The 19,956-nt window shown below is 73.4% G+C and carries 19 protein-coding genes; 10 read left to right on the top strand and 9 right to left on the bottom strand.

What is annotated here, in order from left to right:
* Positions 1 to 29: 29 nt before the first annotated feature.
* Entirely contained in the window at positions 30 to 773 is a 744-nt protein-coding gene (locus tag RBH18_RS11220; protein ID WP_306206627.1) for a methyltransferase domain-containing protein, read from the top strand.
* 1 nt (position 774) lies between these two features.
* Positions 775 to 1,794, top strand: a complete 1,020-nt coding sequence (locus RBH18_RS11225) for an adenosine deaminase (protein ID WP_306206629.1) — start codon at positions 775 to 777, stop codon at positions 1,792 to 1,794.
* On the opposite strand, the gene RBH18_RS11230 is transcribed toward RBH18_RS11225, so the two are convergent.
* The 4 genes from RBH18_RS11230 to RBH18_RS11245 all read right to left on the bottom strand — a co-directional run bounded on the left by RBH18_RS11230 (position 1,791) and on the right by RBH18_RS11245 (position 6,320).
* Positions 1,791 to 1,949, bottom strand: coding sequence for a hypothetical protein (locus tag RBH18_RS11230; RefSeq protein ID WP_306206631.1), 159 nt, complete (start codon positions 1,947 to 1,949; stop codon positions 1,791 to 1,793). The genes RBH18_RS11225 and RBH18_RS11230 overlap by 4 nt on opposite strands.
* A 21-nt stretch (positions 1,950 to 1,970) precedes the next feature.
* Positions 1,971 to 4,004 carry an RICIN domain-containing protein gene (locus RBH18_RS11235; protein WP_306206633.1) on the bottom strand — a complete coding sequence of 678 codons (2,034 nt, stop codon included), beginning with the start codon at positions 4,002 to 4,004 and terminating at the stop codon, positions 1,971 to 1,973.
* A 226-nt stretch (positions 4,005 to 4,230) separates the two neighbouring features.
* On the bottom strand, positions 4,231 to 5,553 hold the full coding sequence (locus tag RBH18_RS11240; RefSeq protein WP_372338899.1) for a HAMP domain-containing sensor histidine kinase: 1,323 nt from the start codon (positions 5,551 to 5,553) through the stop codon (positions 4,231 to 4,233).
* Between the two features lie 77 nt (positions 5,554 to 5,630).
* Positions 5,631 to 6,320 (bottom strand): response regulator transcription factor, encoded by a 690-nt coding sequence (locus tag RBH18_RS11245; RefSeq protein WP_305786778.1) that lies wholly within the window; start codon positions 6,318 to 6,320, stop codon positions 5,631 to 5,633.
* 104 nt (positions 6,321 to 6,424) lie between these two features.
* Here RBH18_RS11245 and RBH18_RS11250 point away from each other — a divergent pair, with 104 nt between their 5' ends.
* Positions 6,425 to 7,291 carry an ADP-ribosylglycohydrolase family protein gene (locus tag RBH18_RS11250; protein ID WP_306206636.1) on the top strand — a complete coding sequence of 289 codons (867 nt, stop codon included), beginning with the start codon at positions 6,425 to 6,427 and terminating at the stop codon, positions 7,289 to 7,291.
* Positions 7,292 to 7,333: 42 nt separating this feature from the next.
* Positions 7,334 to 9,307, top strand: a complete 1,974-nt coding sequence (gene thrS / locus RBH18_RS11255; RefSeq protein WP_306206638.1) for a threonine--tRNA ligase — start codon at positions 7,334 to 7,336, stop codon at positions 9,305 to 9,307.
* Between the two features lie 45 nt (positions 9,308 to 9,352).
* Here thrS and RBH18_RS11260 read toward each other — a convergent pair whose 3' ends face one another.
* Both RBH18_RS11260 and RBH18_RS11265 read right to left on the bottom strand, forming a co-directional pair.
* On the bottom strand, positions 9,353 to 10,414 hold the full coding sequence (locus tag RBH18_RS11260) for a hypothetical protein (RefSeq protein ID WP_306206640.1): 1,062 nt from the start codon (positions 10,412 to 10,414) through the stop codon (positions 9,353 to 9,355).
* Complete coding sequence (locus RBH18_RS11265; protein ID WP_306206642.1) at positions 10,411 to 10,893, bottom strand: SigE family RNA polymerase sigma factor; 483 nt, start codon at positions 10,891 to 10,893, stop codon at positions 10,411 to 10,413. Before RBH18_RS11265 ends, RBH18_RS11260 begins: the two co-directional genes overlap by 4 nt.
* Positions 10,894 to 11,028: 135 nt before the next feature.
* On the opposite strand from RBH18_RS11265, the gene RBH18_RS11270 reads away from it, so the two are divergent.
* Positions 11,029 to 11,520 carry an HIT family protein gene (locus RBH18_RS11270; RefSeq protein ID WP_306206687.1) on the top strand — a complete coding sequence of 164 codons (492 nt, stop codon included), beginning with the start codon at positions 11,029 to 11,031 and terminating at the stop codon, positions 11,518 to 11,520.
* Here the strand turns inward: RBH18_RS11270 and RBH18_RS11275 are convergent.
* Both RBH18_RS11275 and RBH18_RS11280 read right to left on the bottom strand, forming a co-directional pair.
* On the bottom strand, positions 11,420 to 12,313 hold the full coding sequence (locus RBH18_RS11275) for an EAL domain-containing protein (RefSeq protein ID WP_306206644.1): 894 nt from the start codon (positions 12,311 to 12,313) through the stop codon (positions 11,420 to 11,422). The two genes, RBH18_RS11270 and RBH18_RS11275, sit on opposite strands and share 101 nt — an antisense overlap.
* A gap of 38 nt (positions 12,314 to 12,351) precedes the next feature.
* Positions 12,352 to 12,918 carry a TetR/AcrR family transcriptional regulator gene (locus RBH18_RS11280; protein WP_306206646.1) on the bottom strand — a complete coding sequence of 189 codons (567 nt, stop codon included), beginning with the start codon at positions 12,916 to 12,918 and terminating at the stop codon, positions 12,352 to 12,354.
* Between the two features lie 53 nt (positions 12,919 to 12,971).
* Between RBH18_RS11280 and RBH18_RS11285 the strand changes: the two genes are divergently transcribed.
* Positions 12,972 to 14,129 carry an FAD-dependent monooxygenase gene (locus RBH18_RS11285; RefSeq protein WP_306206648.1) on the top strand — a complete coding sequence of 386 codons (1,158 nt, stop codon included), beginning with the start codon at positions 12,972 to 12,974 and terminating at the stop codon, positions 14,127 to 14,129.
* A gap of 167 nt (positions 14,130 to 14,296) precedes the next feature.
* Here the strand turns inward: RBH18_RS11285 and RBH18_RS11290 are convergent, their stop codons facing one another.
* Positions 14,297 to 16,438 (bottom strand): elongation factor G-like protein EF-G2, encoded by a 2,142-nt coding sequence (locus RBH18_RS11290; protein ID WP_306206650.1) that lies wholly within the window; start codon positions 16,436 to 16,438, stop codon positions 14,297 to 14,299.
* A 229-nt stretch (positions 16,439 to 16,667) separates the two neighbouring features.
* On the opposite strand from RBH18_RS11290, the gene pgsA reads away from it, so the two are divergent.
* From pgsA to RBH18_RS11310, 4 genes are read left to right on the top strand one after another with little or no spacing between them, the layout of a single operon-like run.
* Positions 16,668 to 17,291: a phosphatidylinositol phosphate synthase gene (gene pgsA / locus RBH18_RS11295; RefSeq protein ID WP_306206652.1), complete on the top strand. Its 624-nt coding sequence runs from the start codon at positions 16,668 to 16,670 to the stop codon at positions 17,289 to 17,291.
* Positions 17,288 to 18,175 (top strand): phosphatidylinositol mannoside acyltransferase, encoded by an 888-nt coding sequence (locus RBH18_RS11300; protein ID WP_306206654.1) that lies wholly within the window; start codon positions 17,288 to 17,290, stop codon positions 18,173 to 18,175. Before pgsA ends, RBH18_RS11300 begins: the two co-directional genes overlap by 4 nt.
* A gap of 10 nt (positions 18,176 to 18,185) precedes the next feature.
* Positions 18,186 to 19,367 (top strand): glycosyltransferase family 4 protein, encoded by a 1,182-nt coding sequence (locus RBH18_RS11305; RefSeq protein WP_306206656.1) that lies wholly within the window; start codon positions 18,186 to 18,188, stop codon positions 19,365 to 19,367.
* A 25-nt stretch (positions 19,368 to 19,392) separates the two neighbouring features.
* On the top strand, positions 19,393 to 19,938 hold the full coding sequence (locus RBH18_RS11310; RefSeq protein WP_306206658.1) for a hypothetical protein: 546 nt from the start codon (positions 19,393 to 19,395) through the stop codon (positions 19,936 to 19,938).
* Positions 19,939 to 19,956: the final 18 nt, after the last annotated feature.

The raw sequence follows: 19,956 nt of genomic DNA on the forward strand, positions 1-19,956 counted from the left end.
GACGTACGTACGGTTTAGAAGGAGCCGCCATGTGGGACCCCGCCGTCTACCGCCGCTACGCCGACGAGCGCTCGCGGCCCTTCGCCGATCTCGTCGCCCGGATCGGGGCGCGCGCGCCGCGTACCGTCGTCGACCTGGGCTGCGGCGACGGTGAGCTGACCGCGACCCTGGCCGAGCGCTGGCCGGCTGCGACGATCAAGGGCATCGACTCCTCGCCCGAGATGATCGCCAAGGCGAAGATCCTCGCGGAGGAACGAGACATCGCCACGTGGCGGCCCGACGGTGAAGACGTCGTCGTCACGAACGCCGCCCTGCAATGGGTGCCCGGCCACCAGGAGCTGATCAGCGAGTGGATGGCGGCGCTCCCGGACGGGGCCTGGTTCGCGATGCAGGTGCCGGGCAACTTCGACGCGCCCTCGCACCGGGCCCTGCGTGAGCTCGCCCGCAGCGAGGAGTACGCCATCGAGGGGATCCGGGACGCGCCGGTCGACGACGCGGCCGGCTACGCGGCACGGCTGTCCGAGATCGCCTCGGTGGACGCGTGGGAGACCACCTACGTCCATCTGCTCCCCGCCACCGGCCCGGACCACCCGGTCCTGAGCTGGATGGAAGGCACCGCCCTGCGCCCGGTCAAGGCGGCCCTCGACGACACGCGGTGGCAGGCTTTCCGAGCCTCCCTCGGACGCAGGCTCGCCGAGGTCTACCCTGCCCGGAGCGGACATGTGGCCTTCCCGTTCCGCCGCATCTTCGTGGTAGCGCACAAGGGAGAGTGACGTGACCGGACTGACGGAATTCATCGCGGGACTGCCGAAGGCCGAGCTGCACGTGCACCATGTCGGCTCGGCCTCGCCCCGCATCGTCGCCGAGCTGGCGGCCCGGCACGAGGGGACCTCCCCGGTGCCCGCGGACCCGGCGGCGCTGGCCGACTACTTCGCGTTCCGGGACTTCGCGCACTTCATCGAGGTCTACCTGAGCGTCGTCGACCTGATCCGCGACGACGAGGACGTGCGCACCCTCACGTACGAGGTCGCACGCGAGCTGGCCCGCCAGCAGGTCCGGTACGCGGAGCTGACCGTCACGCCGTACTCCAGCGTCAAGCGCGGCATCGCGGCACCCGCCTTCGTCGCCGCCATCGAGGACGCGCGCGCGTCGGCGGCCCGCGACTTCGGCATCGAGCTGCGCTGGTGCTTCGACATCCCGGGCGAGGCGGGGCTGGCCGCGGCGGAGGAGACGCTGCGCATCGCGCTGGAGGAGAAGGCGGACGGGCTGGTGAGCTTCGGGCTCGGCGGCCCGGAGATCGGGGTGCCGCGCCCGCAGTTCAAGCCGTACTTCGACCAGGCCCGCGCCGCCGGCCTGCACAGCGTCCCGCACGCGGGCGAGACGACCGGGCCGGAGACGATCTGGGACGCGCTGCGCGAGCTGGGCGCCGAGCGCATCGGCCACGGGACCTCCGCCGCGCGGGACCCGCAGCTGCTCGCCTATCTGGCCGAGCACCAGATCCCGCTGGAGGTCTGCCCCACCTCCAACCTGCGCACCCGTGCGGTCGCGGCGATCGAGGACCACCCGCTGCCGCTCTTCGTCGAGGCGGGCGTGCCGGTGACGATCAACTCCGACGACCCGCCGATGTTCGGGACGACCCTCGAGGGGGAGTACGCGGTCGCCGCCCGCCTGCTCGACCTGGACGCGCCCGGGGTCGCCGGGCTCGCCAAGGCGGCGGTCAGCGCGTCGTTCCTCGACCACGCGGGCAAGGAACGGCTGCTGACCGCGATCGACGACTACACGGCGGGGTCCTAGAACAAGCCGGCGTGGACCGGGTCCTGCCAGATCGCCAGGACGGCGAGGATGCCGAGGGTCAGCACGGCGACCACGCGGATGAGCCGGCGCCGGTTGAAGCCGCCGCGGTCGTCGTCGTCCGTCTCGAGCTCGGGGCGTACATCGGTGTCCAACATGTCTTCTCCTCCGGCCCGGCCTCAGCCGGGCACCGCGGTCCAACTCTGGTGCCGGGCCTGGTCCGGCTTCTGCAGGACGAGCAGCCGCGCCCAGCCGTAGCGCTGCGCACCGACGCCGGCGGCCAGCCCGCCGACGTCCGTGCGCAGGCTGAAGCCGTACGGGGTGGCGAACAGCCGCCACCGGCCGTCGTCGCGGCCGCAGTCGCCCTGCACGAGGGGGGCTCCGGCCACCGGGTTGCCGCCGAGCGGCACGACGCACTTGCCGGACGCCTGTGACCGGAGCGAGAACGTGTCCGCCCCGGCCGGGACCAGCTGCCACTGCTCCTGGGCGTCGCCGTCCGCGTCGCCCAGGGTGATCGGGGTGCCGTCGGCGTCGCGGGCCGCGTAGAGATCGGCGGACCCGCCGGTCAGCGAGTTCGACAGGACGAACCACGCGTTCGCCGCCGGCTGGGCCGTGGGCGCCGACTGGGCGACGCCCTTGGCCGCGTACTTGGTGGCGGCGCTGCGGACCACCACGGTGTATTTGGTGCCGGGCCGCAGGCCGACCAGCCGCGCCCGGGTGGCCGACGTGGTGGCGACCTTGACGCCGTCGACGTCCACCTCGTATTTCGCCTCCGGCGCCGCGGCGCTCCAGAGCAGCTGGACGGAGGTGGTGTCCTGGTCGCGTACCTCCAGGACAGCCTGCACCGGACCGGCCGCGGCGGCCACCGGTGAGCTGCCCGAGGGCGCCACGCCGTCGCCGCCGCCGTCCGCGATGCCCCCGCTGATGCCGGGCGGCACGGAGGGCGCCGCGGAGGCGGGAGCCGGCGCGTTGGGCGCGTCCGGCACGTCGTCGCCGCCGTCGCCGCGCAGCAGGAACTCGCTCAGGGCGACGTTCCAGTTCTTGTCGAGCCAGCTCTCCGGCTCGGGGTCGGTGCTGAAGTAGTCGTCGTGCCCGCAGTCCAGGAGCAGCTCGTGCCCGGGCGGGCACACCGAGCGGATCTTCTTGCCGGAGCGGTCCGGGCCGCACAGCAGGTCGTGGTCGTCGGTGCAGCGGCCGGCGCCCGTGGCGTTGGGCGAGCCCTGCAGCACCGCGCCGAGCATCCGGGTGGTCTCGGTGGCGGCGATCGCGGAGCTCCAGCAGCCGGCGTCCACCCGCCCGTACGAGGGGCCGCCGTTGTTGCGGTTGCCCGAGCCGCGCCGGTTGTCCGGCACGTAGGACGCGATCCCGCAGTAGACGTTGGCGTCGGCGAACATCAGGTACTTGCGGTCGGTCCGGTTGTAGCCCAGCGTCTGCAGCGCGGCGATCGTGGCGGGGAACGAGGCCAGGGACCCGGCGGGCAGCTGGACCTCGGCGACGTCGACCTGGCAGCTCGGCGTGGTCACGTACCGCAGGTGCCGGGAGCCGCCGGTCTCGGCCGCGCTGGCGTCGAAGATCTGGTCGACCCCGGCGGTCCACGTGCGGATCGAGCCGAGGTAGTCGGTGAAGCGGCTCGGCGTGCCGTACTCGTGCAGGTAGAGCGTCTGCACGCGCTTGCCGCCGCGGCCGTCGCCGGCGCAGGCCACGTCGTGCGGGCCCATCACGAAGTCGGCGTCGCCGGGCGCGAAGTCGGGGATCAGCGCCGGGGCGGTGGCCGACAGCGCGACGCCGCCCTCGTCGCGGATGACCTCGGCGTCGGCGGGCACCACGGCGGCCTCGCGCGCGGGGTCGGCCGGCTCGGCCAGCTTGGCGGTGACGGGCGCGACGTCGGCGCCCACGGCCAGGCCCGCGGGGGCGGTGTCCGGCCCGGTGGTGCAGGTCTCGGTGTCCAGCACGTACGTGCCCGAGCACAGCGAGCCCTCGGCCGGCGCCCGCAGCCCGGCGAAGACCATGCCTGTGCCGCGATTGTCGGCGGGCAGGCCCGTGGCGGTCCCGCTCGTGTCGTCGCCGCCGGTGGGCAGGGTGCCTGTCACCATCCCGGGGCCGACGACGCCGCCGACACCCAGCATGGCGACGCCCAGGGCCAGGGGCAGCCAGCGGCGCAGCCGTCCCTTCGGTGCTTCCCCACGAAGCGCGAGCCGTCGGTGGGCGGACAAACCATCTCCTCGTGCAGCGGGTGCGCGGTGGGAGGGGGCTATGGGGTGACCACCTCCCACCGCGCGGGGGCTTCGCGGACCCAGGGCGTGGGGACTGCTGCGGGACATCGGGCCACGAAGCCGGATGGGATCGGGACCGAGAGTGCCAGCCCGCCCGCGTCAGGGGAACGCCTTTAATCCAGATCTAAGCAAGCAGTGCGCCGTACGGGTAATTCCCGGCCGGGTCTCACGATCCGTCCGTCTTCTTCCGGCGGGCCTGGTCACGCTCGCGCGCGAGCCGCCCGACGAGCCCGAACCGGTTCGCCTGCTTCGGCGGCGCCTCGGCGTCGGCGAGCAGCATCACCACGCTGGCCCCGCCGAGCTGCGCGCGGGCCAGGCTGACCGAGCCGCCCGCGTCCTGCGCCGCCCGGCGCGCGATGTCCAGGCCGAGCCCGGTCGAGCCCTGGTCGCTCTGGCCGCGCTGCAGCGCCTTCTCCGGGTCGGGGATGCCCGGCCCGGCGTCGTCGACACGCAACGCCACCCAGCCGTCGCGCCGGGTCAGGGCGACCTCGAACGCGGTGCCCTGCGGCGTGTAGCGGAAGACGTTGCCCAGGACGGCGTCCAGCGCCGCGGCCAGCTCGGCCCGCGCCACCGGTACGGGAATCCGCAGCTGCGCCCCGACCACCCGGTGCTTGCGGTTCTGGTCGCCGGCGAGCGCGGACCAGAAGACCATGCGATCGCGCACGACCTCGGCGGCGTCGCACAGCCCCTCCTCGGGCGCCTCGGCGACCTGGGCGGCCACCGCGGCGCGCGTGGTGTTGATGAGCTGGTCGACCTCGCCCTCGAGGGTGACGATCGCCTGCCGGATGCGCCGGATGCCGCGCCGCCGGTCGACCTCGGCCGCCGACAGGTCGATGATCTGCGTGTCGTCCGGGTCGAGCGCCTCGGCGTCGAGCCGCAGCACGGTCAGCGGCGTGCGCAGCCGGTGCGACAGGTCGGCGACCAGCTCCCGCTCGCTGGTGCGCGAGGTGACGAGCCGGTCGGCCATGCGGTTGAACGCGTAACCGGCCTCGGCCAGCTCGCGCGGCCCCGAGGGCTGGATCCGCACCCCGAGATCGCCGCCGCCGACTGCCATCGCCGCCTGCACCAGATTGCGTACGGACACCACGGCGCCCCGCGCGAGCCGGTCGACCACGATCACGGCGCCGAGGACGAGCCCCGCCATGATGCCGAGCAGGATCCACCAGTCGCGGGCCGTCCCCTCCGCGAGCTCGGCGTCGCTGACGAACACCTCGACCACCGAGGTCTTGCCGCCCGCGGTGACCGGCTCGAGCAGGACCAGCCCGCCGTCGACGTCCTTCTCCGTCTTCCCGGACGAGGCAGCGGCGAGATCCGTCGGCGTGACCCGGCTGTTGGTGGTCGCGCCGTTGTAGTGCAGCACCGCGTTCGGGGCGGCCTTCACCGCCGCCTCGAGCCCCTTCTTGGAAGCGCCGGCCGTGACCGCGCCGGCCACCCGGGCGCTGCTCTCGGCGGCGGCCGCCAGGGCCTGCTCACGATGGTCCGAGCGCAGCTCCCAGCCCAGCGGGACGAGGAACGACAGCGCGGCGACGGCGGTGGTGGCGGCCGTGGTCCAGGCCAGCCGGGCCCTCAGTCCGGCGCCACCAACCGGAATCCGACCCCCCGCACGGTGCGCAGGTAGCGAGGCTTCGCCGCGGATTCGCCCAGTTTCCGACGGAGCCAGTACAGATGCACGTCGATCGTCTGGTCCTCGCCGACTGACGGCTGTCGCCATACCTCCTCCAACAGCTCACGACGGGAGACCACCCGGCCCGGGCGCGCGGCCAGGTAGGCCAGCAGGTCGAACTCCTTGCGGGTCAGGTTGAGTTGCTGGTCGCCCAGCGCGGCGCTGCGCTCGCCCACGTCCACCCGCAGCTCGCCGACCTCGTGCACGGCGGGCTGGGCGGCGCGGCTGGCCCGCCCGACGCGGCGCAGCACGGTGGTGATGCGGGCGTCGAGGTGGGCGCCGGTGAAGGGCTTGACCATGTAGTCGTCCGCGCCGGCGCGCAGCAGCCGCACGACGGTCTGCTCGTCGTCGCGGGCCGTCGCGATGATGATCGGCACGTCGGTGATGCCCCGCAGCATCCGCAGCGCGTCGGAGCCGTCGAGGTCGGGCAGCCCGAGGTCGAGCACCACCAGGTCGGGCGTCTCCGCGGCGACGCGCCGCAGCGCGTCGAGCGCCGTGCCGACGGCGTGCACGGCGTGCCCGCGGTCCGCCAGGGACCGCAGCATCGCACCGCGCACGACGTGGTCGTCCTCGACGAGCAACACCGTGGCCATGCGAAGAAGGTAGTGCACGCGGCGGGATAGACCGAATCCGTCATTCAGCGCCATGATTGAATTACGCAGGGTGAGCAGCGGAAGGGGTTATGATGCGCCTACCGATGGCATTCACCCTCTTTCCCGGCACCCGGGCGGCCCTGGCCGCCGACAGCCTCACGGGCCTGTCCGTGGGCGATGCCGTCGGGGCGCTGGGTGGCGCGGCCGCTGCCCCGCCGTGGCGCTGGACGGACGACACCGAGGAAGCATGCTGTGTCGTCACCGCGCTCACCCAAGGTGACGAGCTGATGCTGGACCCGGACCGGCTCGCCGAGCTGCTCGGCCGGCGCTTCGATCCCGGCCGCGGCTACGGGCGCGGGGCGCTCGCGGTCCTGCGAGAGATCCGGGCGGGCACGCCGTGGCCGATCGCCTCGGCCGCCGCCTTCGACGGGCAGGGCTCGGCGGGCAACGGCGGGGCCATGCGCGCGGCGCCGCTCGGTGCGTGGCACGCCGACTCGCTGGTCCACGCCGCGATCCAGGGCGCACGGGCCGCCGAGGTCACCCACGCGCACCCCGAGGGCATCGCCGGCGCCGTCGCGGTCACCGTCGCCGCCGCGGCCGCTGCCGCCGCCCGGCTGAGCGGCGAGCCCGTCGACCTGCTCGGGGCGGTGGTCGCGCACACCCCCGACAGCCGGGTGCGCGCGGCGTTGATCAGCGCCCGGCGGCTGCGGAACGCGGACGAGGCCGCCCACAAGCTCGGCAACGGCTCGGGCGCGCTGGCCCTCGACTCGGTGCCGTTCGCGCTGTGGGTTGCGGCACAGCACCTCGGCGACTACCGCGCGGCCGTCGAGGCGTGCGTGGCCGCGGGCGGGGACACGGACACCACGGCGGCGATGGCGGGCGGGGTGGTGGCGGCCTTCACGGGCGCGGAGGGCGTACCGAAGGAATGGCTCGACGCCCGCGAGCCGCTGCCGGAATGGCTGACGGACTAGCATCGTCAGCGACCCCGCCACAAGACCTGAAGGAGAACCACCGTGTCCGACGCTCTCGTCGTAGCCGCCGGGACGACGGCGGCCGACGCGGTGGCCGCCGCGGGCCTGCCCAGCAACGGTCCGAAGGCGATCGTCGTGGTGAAGGACCCGAGCGGCCGGCTGCGCGACCTGGACTGGGCGCCCGCCGCCGACACCGAGGTCGAGCCGGTGGCGCTCGACACGCCGGACGGGCTCAATGTGCTGCGGCACTCGACCGCGCACGTGCTCGCGCAGGCGGTGCAGGCGACCTTCCCGGAGGCCAAGCTCGGGATCGGGCCGTTCATCACCGACGGGTTCTATTACGACTTCGACGTCGAGAAGCCGTTCCAGCCCGACGACCTCGGCAAGCTCGAGAAGAAGATGCAGGAGATCGTCAAGAGCGGGCAGACATTCCGCCGCCGGGAGTACGCGAGTCTCGACGAGGCGAAGGCCGAGCTGGCGCACGAGCCCTACAAGCTGGAGCTCGTCGACATCAAGGGCGACGTCGACGACAGCGAGGTCATGGAGGTGGGCGGCGGGGAGCTGACCCACTACGACAACATCGACCGCAAGGGCGAGCGGGTGTGGGGCGACCTGTGCCGTGGCCCGCACCTGCCCAGCACCCGGCTCATCCCGGCGTTCAAGCTCATGCGCTCCGCCGCGGCGTACTGGCGGGGCAGTGAGAAGAACCCGCAGCTGCAGCGCATCTACGGCACCGCGTGGGCCAGCCGCGACGACCTCAAGGCGTACCAGACCCGGCTCGCCGAGGCCGAGCGCCGCGACCACCGCAAGCTCGGCACCGAGCTCGACCTCTTCAGCTTCCCCGACGAGATCGGCAGCGGCCTGCCCGTCTTCCACCCCAAGGGCGGTGTGATCAAGCGCGAGATGGAGGACTACGTCCGCGCGCGGCACATCGAGGAGGGCTTCCAGTACGTCGGCACGCCCCACATCAGCAAGGAGGGGCTGTTCCACACCTCCGGGCACCTGCCGTACTACAAGGACACGATGTTCCCCCCGAGCCACATGGAGGGGGCGGACTACTACCTCAAGGCCATGAACTGCCCGATGCACAACCTGATCTACCGGTCGCGCGGGCGGTCCTACCGGGAGCTGCCGCTGCGGCTCTTCGAGTTCGGCTCGGTCTACCGCTACGAGAAGTCGGGCGTCATCCACGGCCTGACCCGGGTGCGCGGCTTCGCCCAGGACGACAGCCACTCGTACGTGACCGCGGAGCAGGCCCCGGGTGAGATCAAGCACCTGCTCAACTTCGTCCTGTCGCTGCTGCGCGACTTCGGGCTCGACGACTTCTACCTCGAGCTGTCCACCCGCGACCCGGAGAGCGACAAGTTCATCGGCTCCGACGAGCAGTGGGAGATCGCCACGAAGGTGCTCGAGGACGTGGCCACCGAGTCCGGCCTGCAGCTGGTGGCCGACCCGGGCGGCGCGGCTTTCTACGGCCCGAAGATGAGCGTGCAGGCCAAGGACGCCATCGGCCGCACCTGGCAGATGTCGACCATCCAGTACGACTTCAACCAGCCGGCCCGCTTCGGCCTGGAGTACCAGGCCGCCGACGGCACCCGCCAGGAGCCGGTGATGATCCACTCGGCGAAGTTCGGGTCGATCGAGCGCTTCCTCGGCGTGCTGGTCGAGCACTACGCGGGCGCCTTCCCGGCGTGGCTCGCCCCGGTGCAGGTCGTCGGCATCCCGATCCGCGACGACCACGGCGACTACCTGCAGGAGTTCGTCGACCGGCTGCGCAAGCAGGGCATCCGCGCCGAGGTCGACCACTCCACCGACCGCATGCAGAAGAAGATCCGCACCGCCCAGCAGCAGAAGATCCCCTTCATGGCGATCGCCGGCGACGACGACGTGAGCGGCGGCACGGTCTCCTTCCGCTACCGCGACGGCTCGCAGCGCAACAACGTCCCGCTCGACGAGGCCATCGCCCACGTGGCCGAGGTGGTCCGCTCGCGCACCAACGTGGGCCCGACTGCCTGAGACCCTTGCCGGGTACGAGGCCGCAGCCCCGTACCCGGCAAGGTCTTACGGGGTCATGGGTCCCCAGTCCTCCCGGCTGTCGCACGAGCCGAACGTGGCACCGCTGAACAGGGCGAGACTCTGCTCGGCCGGCAGGGAGGCGACGTTGTCGGCGCCGACCGTGAACCAGCAGGTCGCACCGCGCACCCAGAGCACCGGCTCCTTCCCGTCGTCCACCACGTACCAGGCCGGCAGCCCCTCGACCGTGCCGGTCGGCGCGCCCTTCGTCTCGGCCGGAAGGATGAGGGTGGCCCCTTCCGGATCCTTCGGATAGATCCGGAAGGAGATGATGCTCGGGCTGCCGGGAGGAGCCGACTCGATCGTCCCGGGCGGTCCGAGCAGCAGCGTCTGGATCCTGAGCGGGTCGGCTCCGACGGTGACGCGCATCGGGGCGTAGCCCTCCGGCAGCCGGGCCAGCTGCAGCGGCCCCGAGGGCGCCACGGGCGTCCGGGTGCGCACTGCCGCGCCGAGGGCGAACAGGGTCGCCCGGTCCTCCTCGGTGGTGCCGCCGGTCTCGACGGTCACCCAGGATCCGTCGGCGTTCTGCCAGGCCAGGGCCCGCTGCTTGCCTGCCAGGGCATGGGTCTGGTCGATGTCGTCGAGCACCTCCTGCAGCAGGTCCGGCATGACCCGGGCGTCGTGGTCGCCGATGCGCACCGGCTCGCCGGCGGGCATGGTCGACGGGTCGAACTCGCCCGGTTCGTACACGGACACCGACCAGGTCAGTGCCGAGCCGTCCCGGGCCACCCCGAGCCTCTGGCGCTGCGCGGTGCTCTGGACGGAGATCACCCGGAAACCGGCGCCGGGGGTCAGCTCCACGGTCAGCTGGCCCGCGGTGCGGTGGGTGACCGCGGCCGGGGGCGGCGGGGCGGCCTGGAAGTGCCGGACCGCCGGGATGCCGGCGGCGACGGCCACGACGGCGGCCGCGGCGGCCAGGGTGGCGGTGAGCTTGCGGCGGCGGTGGATGCGGGCGGCGCCGGCGTAGGCGCCCTCGATCAGGCCGTCGGCGGCGGGGGCGTGCGCCGCCTGCCGGTCGAGGGTGTCGAGCAGGTCGTTGATGCTGGTCACGGCAGGACCTCCTCGAGCCGGTCGCCGGTGATCTCGATGCGCAGGGCGGCCAGGGCCCGGCTCGCGTAGCCGCGGACGGTGCCGCCGCGGCAGCCCAGGACCCCGGCGATCTCGTCGTCGGTCAGCCCCTCGTAGTAGCGCAGGACCAGCACCGCGCGCTGTTGCCGGGGGAGCCGGGCGAGCAGGTTCCACAGGGCGGTGCCGTGTTCGGGGCCCTGCTCGGCCGGCCGGTCCAGGTCCTCCTGCAGCGGCACGGTGGCCAGCTTGCGGCGGCGGCGCCACGAGAGGTACTCGTTGGTGAGCATGCGGCGCACGTACGCGTAGGGCTCGTCGGTCCCCTCGATGCGCCGCCATTTCACCAGGGCCCGGGTGAGCACCTCCTGCACCAGGTCCCGGGCCTGCTCGCGATCGCCGCTGAGCAGCATCGCGTAACGCAGCAGCGCGGGGGATCGCGCCGCGGCGAACTCCTCGAATCTCATCCGGCCTTCCGCCGATGGTCACTCTTCACCATGCAGACGCCGCGAGCCTTGGATCTGCTGTGCGATTAATGTGTGGGCGTGAGCGAGACGCCAGGGGAACCCGACGGGCTGGAACGGTTGTGGACGCCGCACCGGATGGGCTACGTCACCGGGGAGGACCGCGCCGCCGAGGAGGGCTACGAGGAGCCGACGGGCTGCCCCTTCTGCCTGGCGACCGGGCTGCCTCCGGAGAAGAGCCTGGTGGTGGCGCGGGGCGAGCTGGTCTACGCGGTGCTCAACCTCTACCCGTACAACCCGGGTCATCTGTTGATCTGCCCCTACCGGCACGTGGCCGACTACACCGACCTCACCGAGGCGGAGACGGTGGAGCTGGCGGCCTTCACGCGGCGGGCGATGCGGGCGATCCGGCAGGCGAGCAGCCCGCACGGCTTCAACCTGGGCATGAACCAGGGCGCGGTCGCCGGGGCGGGCATCGCCGCGCACCTGCACCAGCACGTGGTGCCCCGGTGGGGCGGCGACGGCAACTTCATGCCGGTGATCGGCCGGACGAAGATCCTGCCTCAGCTGCTCGGCGACACGAGAGAGCTGCTGGCGAAGGCGTGGACCTCAGTTCCCGCCAGTTCGTGAGCCAGGCGCCGACCGCGGGGGCGGGCAGCGGGCGGGCCAGGCCGTAACCCTGCAGCCCGTCCACGCCCAGCGCGATGAGCTGCGCCGCGGCGGCCCGGCTCTCCACGCCGACGGCGACACCGTCCAGGCCGAGGTCACGGGCGATGCCGAGCAGGCCGGCGACGATCCGCTCGGCGGCCATGCTCTCCGGCAGCAGGCGGACCAGCTCCCGGTCCAGGCGCAACCGGCTCACGGGGGCCTGCGCGACCGTCAGCCAGTGGGTCGCCCCGGCGCCGACGCCGTCGAGGTCCACGGCGATGCCCGCCCCGGCGAGCCGGGTCAGCGCCCGCGTCGCGGCGTCCGGGTCGCGGGCCAGCGCGGACTCCTTGAACTCCACCGCGATCGCGTCGGCGGGCAGCCCGGCCCGCGCGGTGCTCTCCGTCACCAGGGCGGGCAGGCCCTCGTCGAGCAGGTCGTCCGCCGCCAGGTTGACCACGACCCGGACCTCGTGACCTTGCGTACGCCACCCGGCCACCGCCGTCGTCGCGGCGCGCAGGATCCGGGCCGTCAGCTCCCGGTTGCCCGAGTCGAGGAACGCCCCGGCGGGGCGCGGGCCGTGCTCGGGGTGGTGCCAGCGGAGCAGCGCCTCGAGCTCGCGGACGTCGCCGGCGGCGGTGAAGATCGGCTGGTAGTGGAGTTCGAGCTGCCACTGCGCCGTGGCGACCGGTTCCTCGGCGGGGCGCCGGCGTCGCAGGGCCACGAGCGGGATGCCGGCCAGCAGGAGGAGGGCGCCGGCGCACAGCAGCACGATCATGGGCCTGCGCATCGGCCGGCGGCGGCTCTTCCTGAGCGTTACAGGCCGGCGAGGGCGCGGACGCCGGCGGCGATCTGCTCGGCGGACGGGGCGTGCGCCGGGTCGGTGAGCCACTGGACCATGACGCCGGACATGAGCGCCATCGCGACCGAGCCCAGCCCGCGTACGGTCTCCTCGTCCAGGCCGTCCTCCGGCGTGCCGGTCAGCATCGCGGCCAGCCCGCTGCGGCCCTGCTGGAGCCCGGCGGCCAGCTGGGCCCGCAGCTCGGGCTGGTGCTCCGCCTGCACCCACGCCTCGACGCTGGCCACCCAGAGCGCACGCTGGGTCTCGAGCGTGCCCAGCACCCGCCGCCAGTAGCGCACCAGCGGGTCGGGCGAGTCGTCGTCCGGGCCGCCGGCCAGCGCGGCGCCGATCGCGTCGCCCCACTCCTCGATCGAGCTGAGCATGGCCGCGGTCATGAGCGCCTGGGTCGAGCCGTAGTGGTAGCCGATCGACGCGAGGTTCGCCCCGGACACCGCGACGATGTCGCGCGCGGTCGTGTTCGCATAGCCCTTCTCGGCGAGGCAGCGCTTGGCGCCTTCGAGGAGGTTCTCGCGGTGTCCCATGGGCGACATCCTAGAATCTATACAAGCGTATAAGACGTATGTATAGTTCCGGCATGGGACAGCGAGAGGTACTGATTTCCGGGGCGGGGCTCGCCGGGCCGGCCCTCGCGCATTGGCTGCGCCGCGGCGGGCTGCGGCCGACGGTGGTCGAGCGGGCGCCGGCTCTGCGGGACGGCGGCTACAAGGTGGACGTACGCGGTTCCGCGGTCGAAGTGCTCAAGCGCATGGGCCTGTTCGAGGCAGCCCGGGCGGCGGACACCGGGATGCGCACGGTCACCTACGTCCGGGCGGACGGCGGCCGGATCGCCACGCTCGACGCCGACCTGCTCATGGGCCGCCGCGGCGACGACCTCGAGATCATGCGCACCGACCTGGTCAAGATCCTGGCCGGCGGCGAGCCGATCGTCTTCGGCGACTCGATCGCCTCGCTGCGGGAGACCCCCGGCGGGGTGGACGTGACGTTCGCGTCCGGTGGCTCCCGGCGCTTCGACCTGGTCGTCGGTGCGGACGGGCTGCACTCGGCGACCCGGCGCTCGGTGCTCGGGGAGGTGCCGCTGCGGCACCTGGGTGCGTACATCTCGATCTTCGACGTGCCCCTGGACCTCGGCCTGGACCGCGAAGAGGTCTTCTTCAGCGACCCGGGGCGGATGGTCTTCGCCTATCAGACCGGGCCGGGCGACCCGGCGCGCGTGGGGATGGTCTTCGCGTCCACGCCGCTCGGCCCGGTCCGGCCTAAGCAGGTGCTGCGCGAGCGGTTCGCGGGCATGGGCTGGCGGGTCGACTCGTTCCTGGACGCGCTCGACGCCGGGCCCGAGCCGTACTTCGACTCCTTGAGCCAGGTCGAGCTGCCGCACTACTCGGCGGGACGGGTCGCGCTGCTCGGGGACGCCGCCTACTGCCCGTCGCCGGCCGCGGGGCAGGGGACGAGCCTCGCGCTGGTGGGGGCGTACGTGCTGGGGCGCGCCCTGGCCGCGACGGACGACCACGCGGCCGCCTTCGACCGGTACGAGACGGTCATGCGGCCGTACGCGGAGAAGAACCTCGCCTACGGCCGCAAGATGGCCGGCGACATGGTGCCGGGCGGGCGCTGGTCCCTGGCGTTCCGGAACTACGGGATGCGGACGCTGCGCTTCAACCCGTGGAAGCGCCAGATCATCGACCAGGTGACCAAGCCCCTGCACGTGGCGGCCAACGCCGTCGACCTGTCCTAGCAGGGCTTGTCACTTTCGAGCGGCTGAAGGCGACAAAGCCCTACTGGGCGCGCCCTGTTCGCCGCGATGTCGGTCTTCGGGTCACCGCCGTCGGCGTCTGCCGACAGCGTCCCCGGCGAGTCGCCGGCCCGGAAAGCCGGCCGGCGCTCGCACGGGGACGGGCAGGGTCAGCGCGTGGCGTGCTCCTTACGGGCGGCGTCGGCGAGGTGGGCGGGCATGGGCTCGTGGCGGAGGTACGTGCGGGTGAAGGTGCCCGCTCCCGAGGTGAGGGCGCGCAGCTCGACCGCGTACCGGACGAGCTCGGTCGCCGGCACCTCGGCGCGGACCAGGGCGTGGCCGTCGTCGTCGGTGTCCGTGCCGAGCGGGCGGCCGCGGCGGCCGGAGAGGTCGCTCATGACCGGGCCGACGTAGTCGTCGGGGACCCGGACGACGATCTCGTCGAGCGGCTCGAGCAGGGTGATCTGACCCTGGTCGGCGGCCTCGCGCAGGGCCAGGGCGCCGGCGGTCTGGAAGGCGGCGTCGGAGGAGTCGACGCTGTGCGCCTTGCCGTCGACCAGGGTCACGCGGACGTCGACGACGGGGTGGCCGGCGGCGAGGCCGCGGTCGAGCTGGGCGCGGACGCCCTTCTCCACCGACGGGATGTAGTTGTGCGGGACGGCGCCGCCGACGACCTTGTCCACGAACTCGAAGCCCGAGCCGCGGGGGAGGGGTTCGACGACGAGGTCGCAGACGGCGTACTGGCCGTGGCCGCCGGACTGCTTGACGTGCCGGCCGTGGCCCTTCGCCGGGGTGGTGAAGGTCTCGCGCAGGGCGACCCGGACCGGTTCGGTGTCGAGGTCGACGCCGCCGGAGCGCAGCCGGTCGAGGACCACCTCGGCGTGGGCCTCGCCCATGCACCAGAGGACCAGCTGGTGGGTGTCGGGGTTGCGGTCCAGGCGCAGGGTGGGGTCGCCGGCGACCAGGCGGGCGAGGTTCTTGGCGAGGGCGTCCTCGTCCGAGCGGGACTTGGCGACCACCGCGATGGGCAGCAGCGGCTCCGGCATGACCCACGGCTCCATGAGCAGCGGGTCGTCCTTGGCGCTGAGGGTGTCGCCGGTCTCGGCGCTGCCCGACTTGGTGATCGCGCACAGGTCGCCGGCGACGCAGGCGGCGACCTCGCGCAGCTGGGCGCCGAGCGGGGAGTAGACGTGGGCGACCCGCTCGTCGGTGTCGTGGTCGGGGTGGCCGCGCTCGGTGAGGCCGTGGCCGGAGACGTGCAGCACCTGCTCGGGGCGCAGCGTGCCGGAGAACACCCGGACCAGGGAGACCCGGCCGACGTGCCGGTCGATGGTCGTCCGGACGACCTCGGCGACCAGCGGCCCGTCCGGGTCGCAGGTCAGGGGCGGGCGCGGGCTGCCGTCGACGCCGGTGACGACGGGCAGGTCGTGCTCCAGGGGCGAGGGCGCCGCGTTCACGAGCCCGTCGAGCAGCGCGTCCAGGCCGACGCCGGTGCCGGCGCAGACCGGGATCACCGGGTGGAAGGTGCCGCGCGCCACGGCCTTCTCCAGGTCCGGGATCAGGGTGGCCGTGGTGATCAGCTCGCCGGCGACGTACCTGTCCATCAGGTCCTCGTCCTCGCTCTCGGCGATGATCGCCTCGATGAGGGTGTCCCGGTCGTCCTTGATCGGCATCATGTGGTTGGTCTCGGCCTGGCCCTCGACCGGCGGGTAGCCCGCCGAGTAGTCCAGCACCCGCAGCGTGACCAGCCCGATCAGCCCGGCGATCGAGTCGCCGTCGTCGCCGAGCATCGGCTGGTAGATCGGCAGAACGTTCTCGCCGAACGCGTCCTGGCAGTCCTGCAGCGTGCCCTCGTAGTCGGCGCGCGGGTGGTCCAGCCGGGTGATGGCGACCGCGCGCGGCATGCCGACCGAGGCGCACTCCTCCCAGAGCGCGACGGTGGCGTCGTCCACGCCGTCGACGGCCGAGACGACGAACAGCGCGGCGTCCGCGGCCCGCAGGCCGGCGCGCAGCTCCCCGACGAAGTCGGCGTAGCCGGGGGTGTCGAGCAGGTTGACCTTCACCCCGTCGTGGACGAGCGGGGCGCACGCCAGGGCGACGGAACGCTGCTGCCGCACGGCCGCCGGATCGTGGTCGCTGACCGTGGTGCCGTCGGCGATCGTGCCGGCCCGCGGGATCGTCCCGGTGGCGGCCAGCAGGGCCTCCACCAGCGTGGTCTTGCCCGCGCCGGAGTGGCCGACCAGCACCACGTTGCGTACTCTGCCGGGCTCGGTCACCACCGGTCCGGCTGTGTCTTGTGGCTTCTGTGCCATTGGTGTCTCCTCGACCCCCTTTACGGCGGCCATTCTTCCGGACCGGGAGCCGGCGGTGCGCGGTGGCCTGCTGTTACGCGGGTGTTTCGGAGTTGTCCTCCGATCTGACACCCAGCGCAGTGGCGATCGCAACCCTTCGTGAGCGCCGGGTACCCCTTGTATGACGATCCGGCGACGCGTGACGCGCGCGGTATCGCCGGTGGTCGCGCGCCGTTATGGTGGGACGGCCATGGCAAAGATCGTCAGCGTGCCCGCCCGTGCCGTCGTCGCGTACGGCGTCAATCCGACCGCCCGTCTCCTGCTGCGCCTCGGCGTTTCGCCGAACGCCGTCACCATCGCCGGCACCGTCGGCGTGCTCATCGGCGCCTCGTTCGGCGCCCGGGGCCAGCTCCTCTGGGGGACCTTCATCGTCACCGCGTCCGCCCTGACCGACGTGCTCGACGGCACGATGGCCCGGATGCGGGGCGGCGGCGGCCACTTCGGCGCCCTGCTGGACTCGTCGATGGACCGGATCGCCGACGGCGCCGTGTTCGCGGCCGTCGTCTACTACCTGTTCGCGGAGGGCAACCCGTACAACGGGGGGTGGGCCGCGCTGATCTGCCTCGTCGGGGGCCAGGTCGTCTCGTACGTGAAGGCCCGCGCGCAGAGCCTGGGCCTCGACGCCGACGTCGGCATCGCCGAGCGCCTCGAGCGGCTGCTGATCCTCGGCGTCGGCGGCATCCTGGGCGGCTTCGGCCTCGACTGGGGCCTGCCGGCCGCGCTGTGGGTGCTGGCGCTGCTCTCCGTGATCACCGTTTTCCAGCGGCTGATCCACGCGGCGAAGTCGGACCGGCCCGCCCCGGAACCCTCGTGAAGGACAGGCTCACCGAGCTCGGGTACGCGGCCGGATGGCGGATCGTGCGGACGCTGCCGCTGCCGGCCGCGCGCGCGATCTTCCGGGCGGCGGCCGACCGGGCGGCCAGGGGCAACGGGCCGGGCACCCAGCGGCTGCGGCGCAACCTGCGCCAGGTCGTGGGCCCCGAGCCGTCCGAGGCGGAGCTGGACGTCCTGGTCCGCGACGGCCTGCGCTCGTACGCCCGGTACTGGATGGAGGCCTTCCGGCTGCCGTCGCAGTCGACGAGCGACCACATCCGCAACTTCCACCTGGTCGAGGAGGCGGAGCTCGACGCGATCCTGGCCGAGGGCGGCGTCATCCTGGCCCTGCCGCACGTCGGCAACTGGGACGCCGCCGCGGCGTACCTGGTGTCGCGCGGGCACAAGATGATCACGGTGGCCGAGCGGCTCAAGCCCGAGGGGCTGGCGGAGCGCTTCCTGGACTACCGCCGGAAGCTCGGCATGGAGGTCCTCCCGCACACCGGCGGCGAGCGCCCGCCGCTGGAGGTTCTGACCGAAAAGGCCCAGCAGGGGTACGCCGTCGCGCTGCTCGCCGACCGCGACCTGTCCGCCCGCGGCGTCGAGGTCGAGTTCTTCGGCGGGCGCACGCGCATGCCCCCGGGGCCGGCGCTGCTCGCGATCCGCACCGGCGTGCCGCTGCTGGCCGTGGACATCTGGTTCACCGAGGACCGGACGATGGCGCGGATCCACCGCGTCGAGCTGCCCACCGAGGGCGCCCTCGACGTCCGGGTCCGCGAGGCGACGCAACGGCTCGCGCACGCCTTCGAGCAGGGCATCGCCGCGCACCCGCAGGACTGGCACATGCTGCAGAAACTGTGGCTCAACTCCGCCGCCCGGGTCTGAGGTGGCGCTCGTGCGGATCGGGATCGTCTCGCCCTACTCGTTCGACGTGCCGGGCGGTGTGCAGAACCACATCGTCGACCTCGCCGAGGCACTGATCGGGCTGGGCCACCACGTCAGCGTGCTCGCGCCCGCCGACGAGGACAGCGAGCTCCCGCCGTACGTGGTGCCGGCCGGCCGCGCGATGCCGCTGCCGTACAACGGCTCGGTGGCCCGCATCGCCTTCGGCCCGGTCTCCACCCGCCGGGTGCGCCGCTGGATCTCGCGGGGCAACTTCGACGTCCTGCACGTGCACGAGCCCATGACGCTGAGCCTGTCGATGCTGGCGGTGCTCGCCGCCCGCGGGCCGGTCGTCGCCACCTTCCACACGGCGATGACCCGCTCCCGCGCGCTCGCCGCCTCCGCGGGCCTGCTCCAGCTCGTCGTCGAGAAGATCACCGCCCGCATCGCCGTCAGCGAGCTCGCCCGCAAGGTGCAGGTCGAGCATCTCGGCGGCGGCGCGGTCGAGATCCCCAACGGCGTGGCGGTGGCCAAGTTCGCCGGCGCGGTCCCGCTGCCCGGGTGGCCCGGCGAGGGTGGTGCGCTGGGCTTCCTGGGCCGGTTCACCGAGCCGCGCAAGGGCTTCGACCATGTGCGTACGGCCTTCGTGGCGCTCGCCGCGCACCGGCCGGGCCTGCGGCTGCTGGTCGCCGGGCCGGGCGACCGGGACGACCTGTTCGAGGGCATCCCGCCGGCGCTGCACCCCCGCGTCGAGTTCCTGGGCCTGGTCAGCGAGGCGGACAAGGCGCGCATGCTGCGCAGCGTGGACGTCTACGTGGCGCCGAACACCGGCGGCGAGTCCTTCGGCATGATCCTCACCGAGGCGATGGCGGCCGGCGCGGCGATCGCAGCGAGTGATCTTGACGCCTTCCGCCGGGTCCTCGACGGCGGCCGGGCCGGCGCCCTCTTCCCCACCGGCGACGCCGGCGCCCTGGAACGTCTCCTCGGTGACCTGCTCGACAACCCGGCGCGCCGGGCCGAGCTGGCCTCCTGCGCCCGCGAGGCGGTCCAGGCCTTCGACTGGCCGAGCGTCGCGCAGCGGGTCCTGGAGGTCTACCAGGCGGCCATCGAGGCCACCGACGGCCGCGTCATCGACGAGCCGTCCGTGGACGCCCTCGCCGCCGGGGAGTGGCAAGGGCCACGCCACGGCGAGTAACCGCGGCGGGCGCGGAGGCACTACGATGCCCCGCATGTGGTGGGTCCTGGGTGCGGTCGCGGCTGTGGTTCTGCTGGCGGCGTACCTGGCGTGGACGGCCCACCGGGTCGAGCGCGTCCACGTGCGCGCCCAGTCGGCCGCCCGGGCCCTCGACGCCCATCTGGTCCGCCGGGCCGCCGCGGCCGCCGTCGTGGCCGAGCGCACCGACTTCGTCGAGCTCTACGCCGCCGCCCGCCTCGCCCTCGACGCCGGCGCCGACGAGCGCGAAGCCGCCGAGAACGACCTGACCCGCCAGCTGCGCGTCGTCCCGCTGACCGCCGCCGACGAGGCCACCCGGGCCCTGATCGACACCAGCCGCCGCGTCGGGCTCGCCCGCCAGGTCCACACCGACCTTGTCCGCGACGCCCTGACCGCTCGCCGCCGCCCGGTCGTCCGCCTGCTGCGCCTGGCCCACCGCTACGAGCGCCCCCGCTACTTCGAGATCGTCGACCCGACGATGCTCGAGCCGGTCACCGTGGCCCCGCGCCCGGCCCCGGACGACTCCACGGGCCTGGCCGTCCCCCTCGGCTGAGCAGTCCACCCGGGGGTC

The sequence above is a fragment of the Actinoplanes oryzae genome (assembly GCF_030757795.1).
Taxonomy (GTDB): Bacteria; Actinomycetota; Actinomycetes; order Mycobacteriales; family Micromonosporaceae; genus Actinoplanes.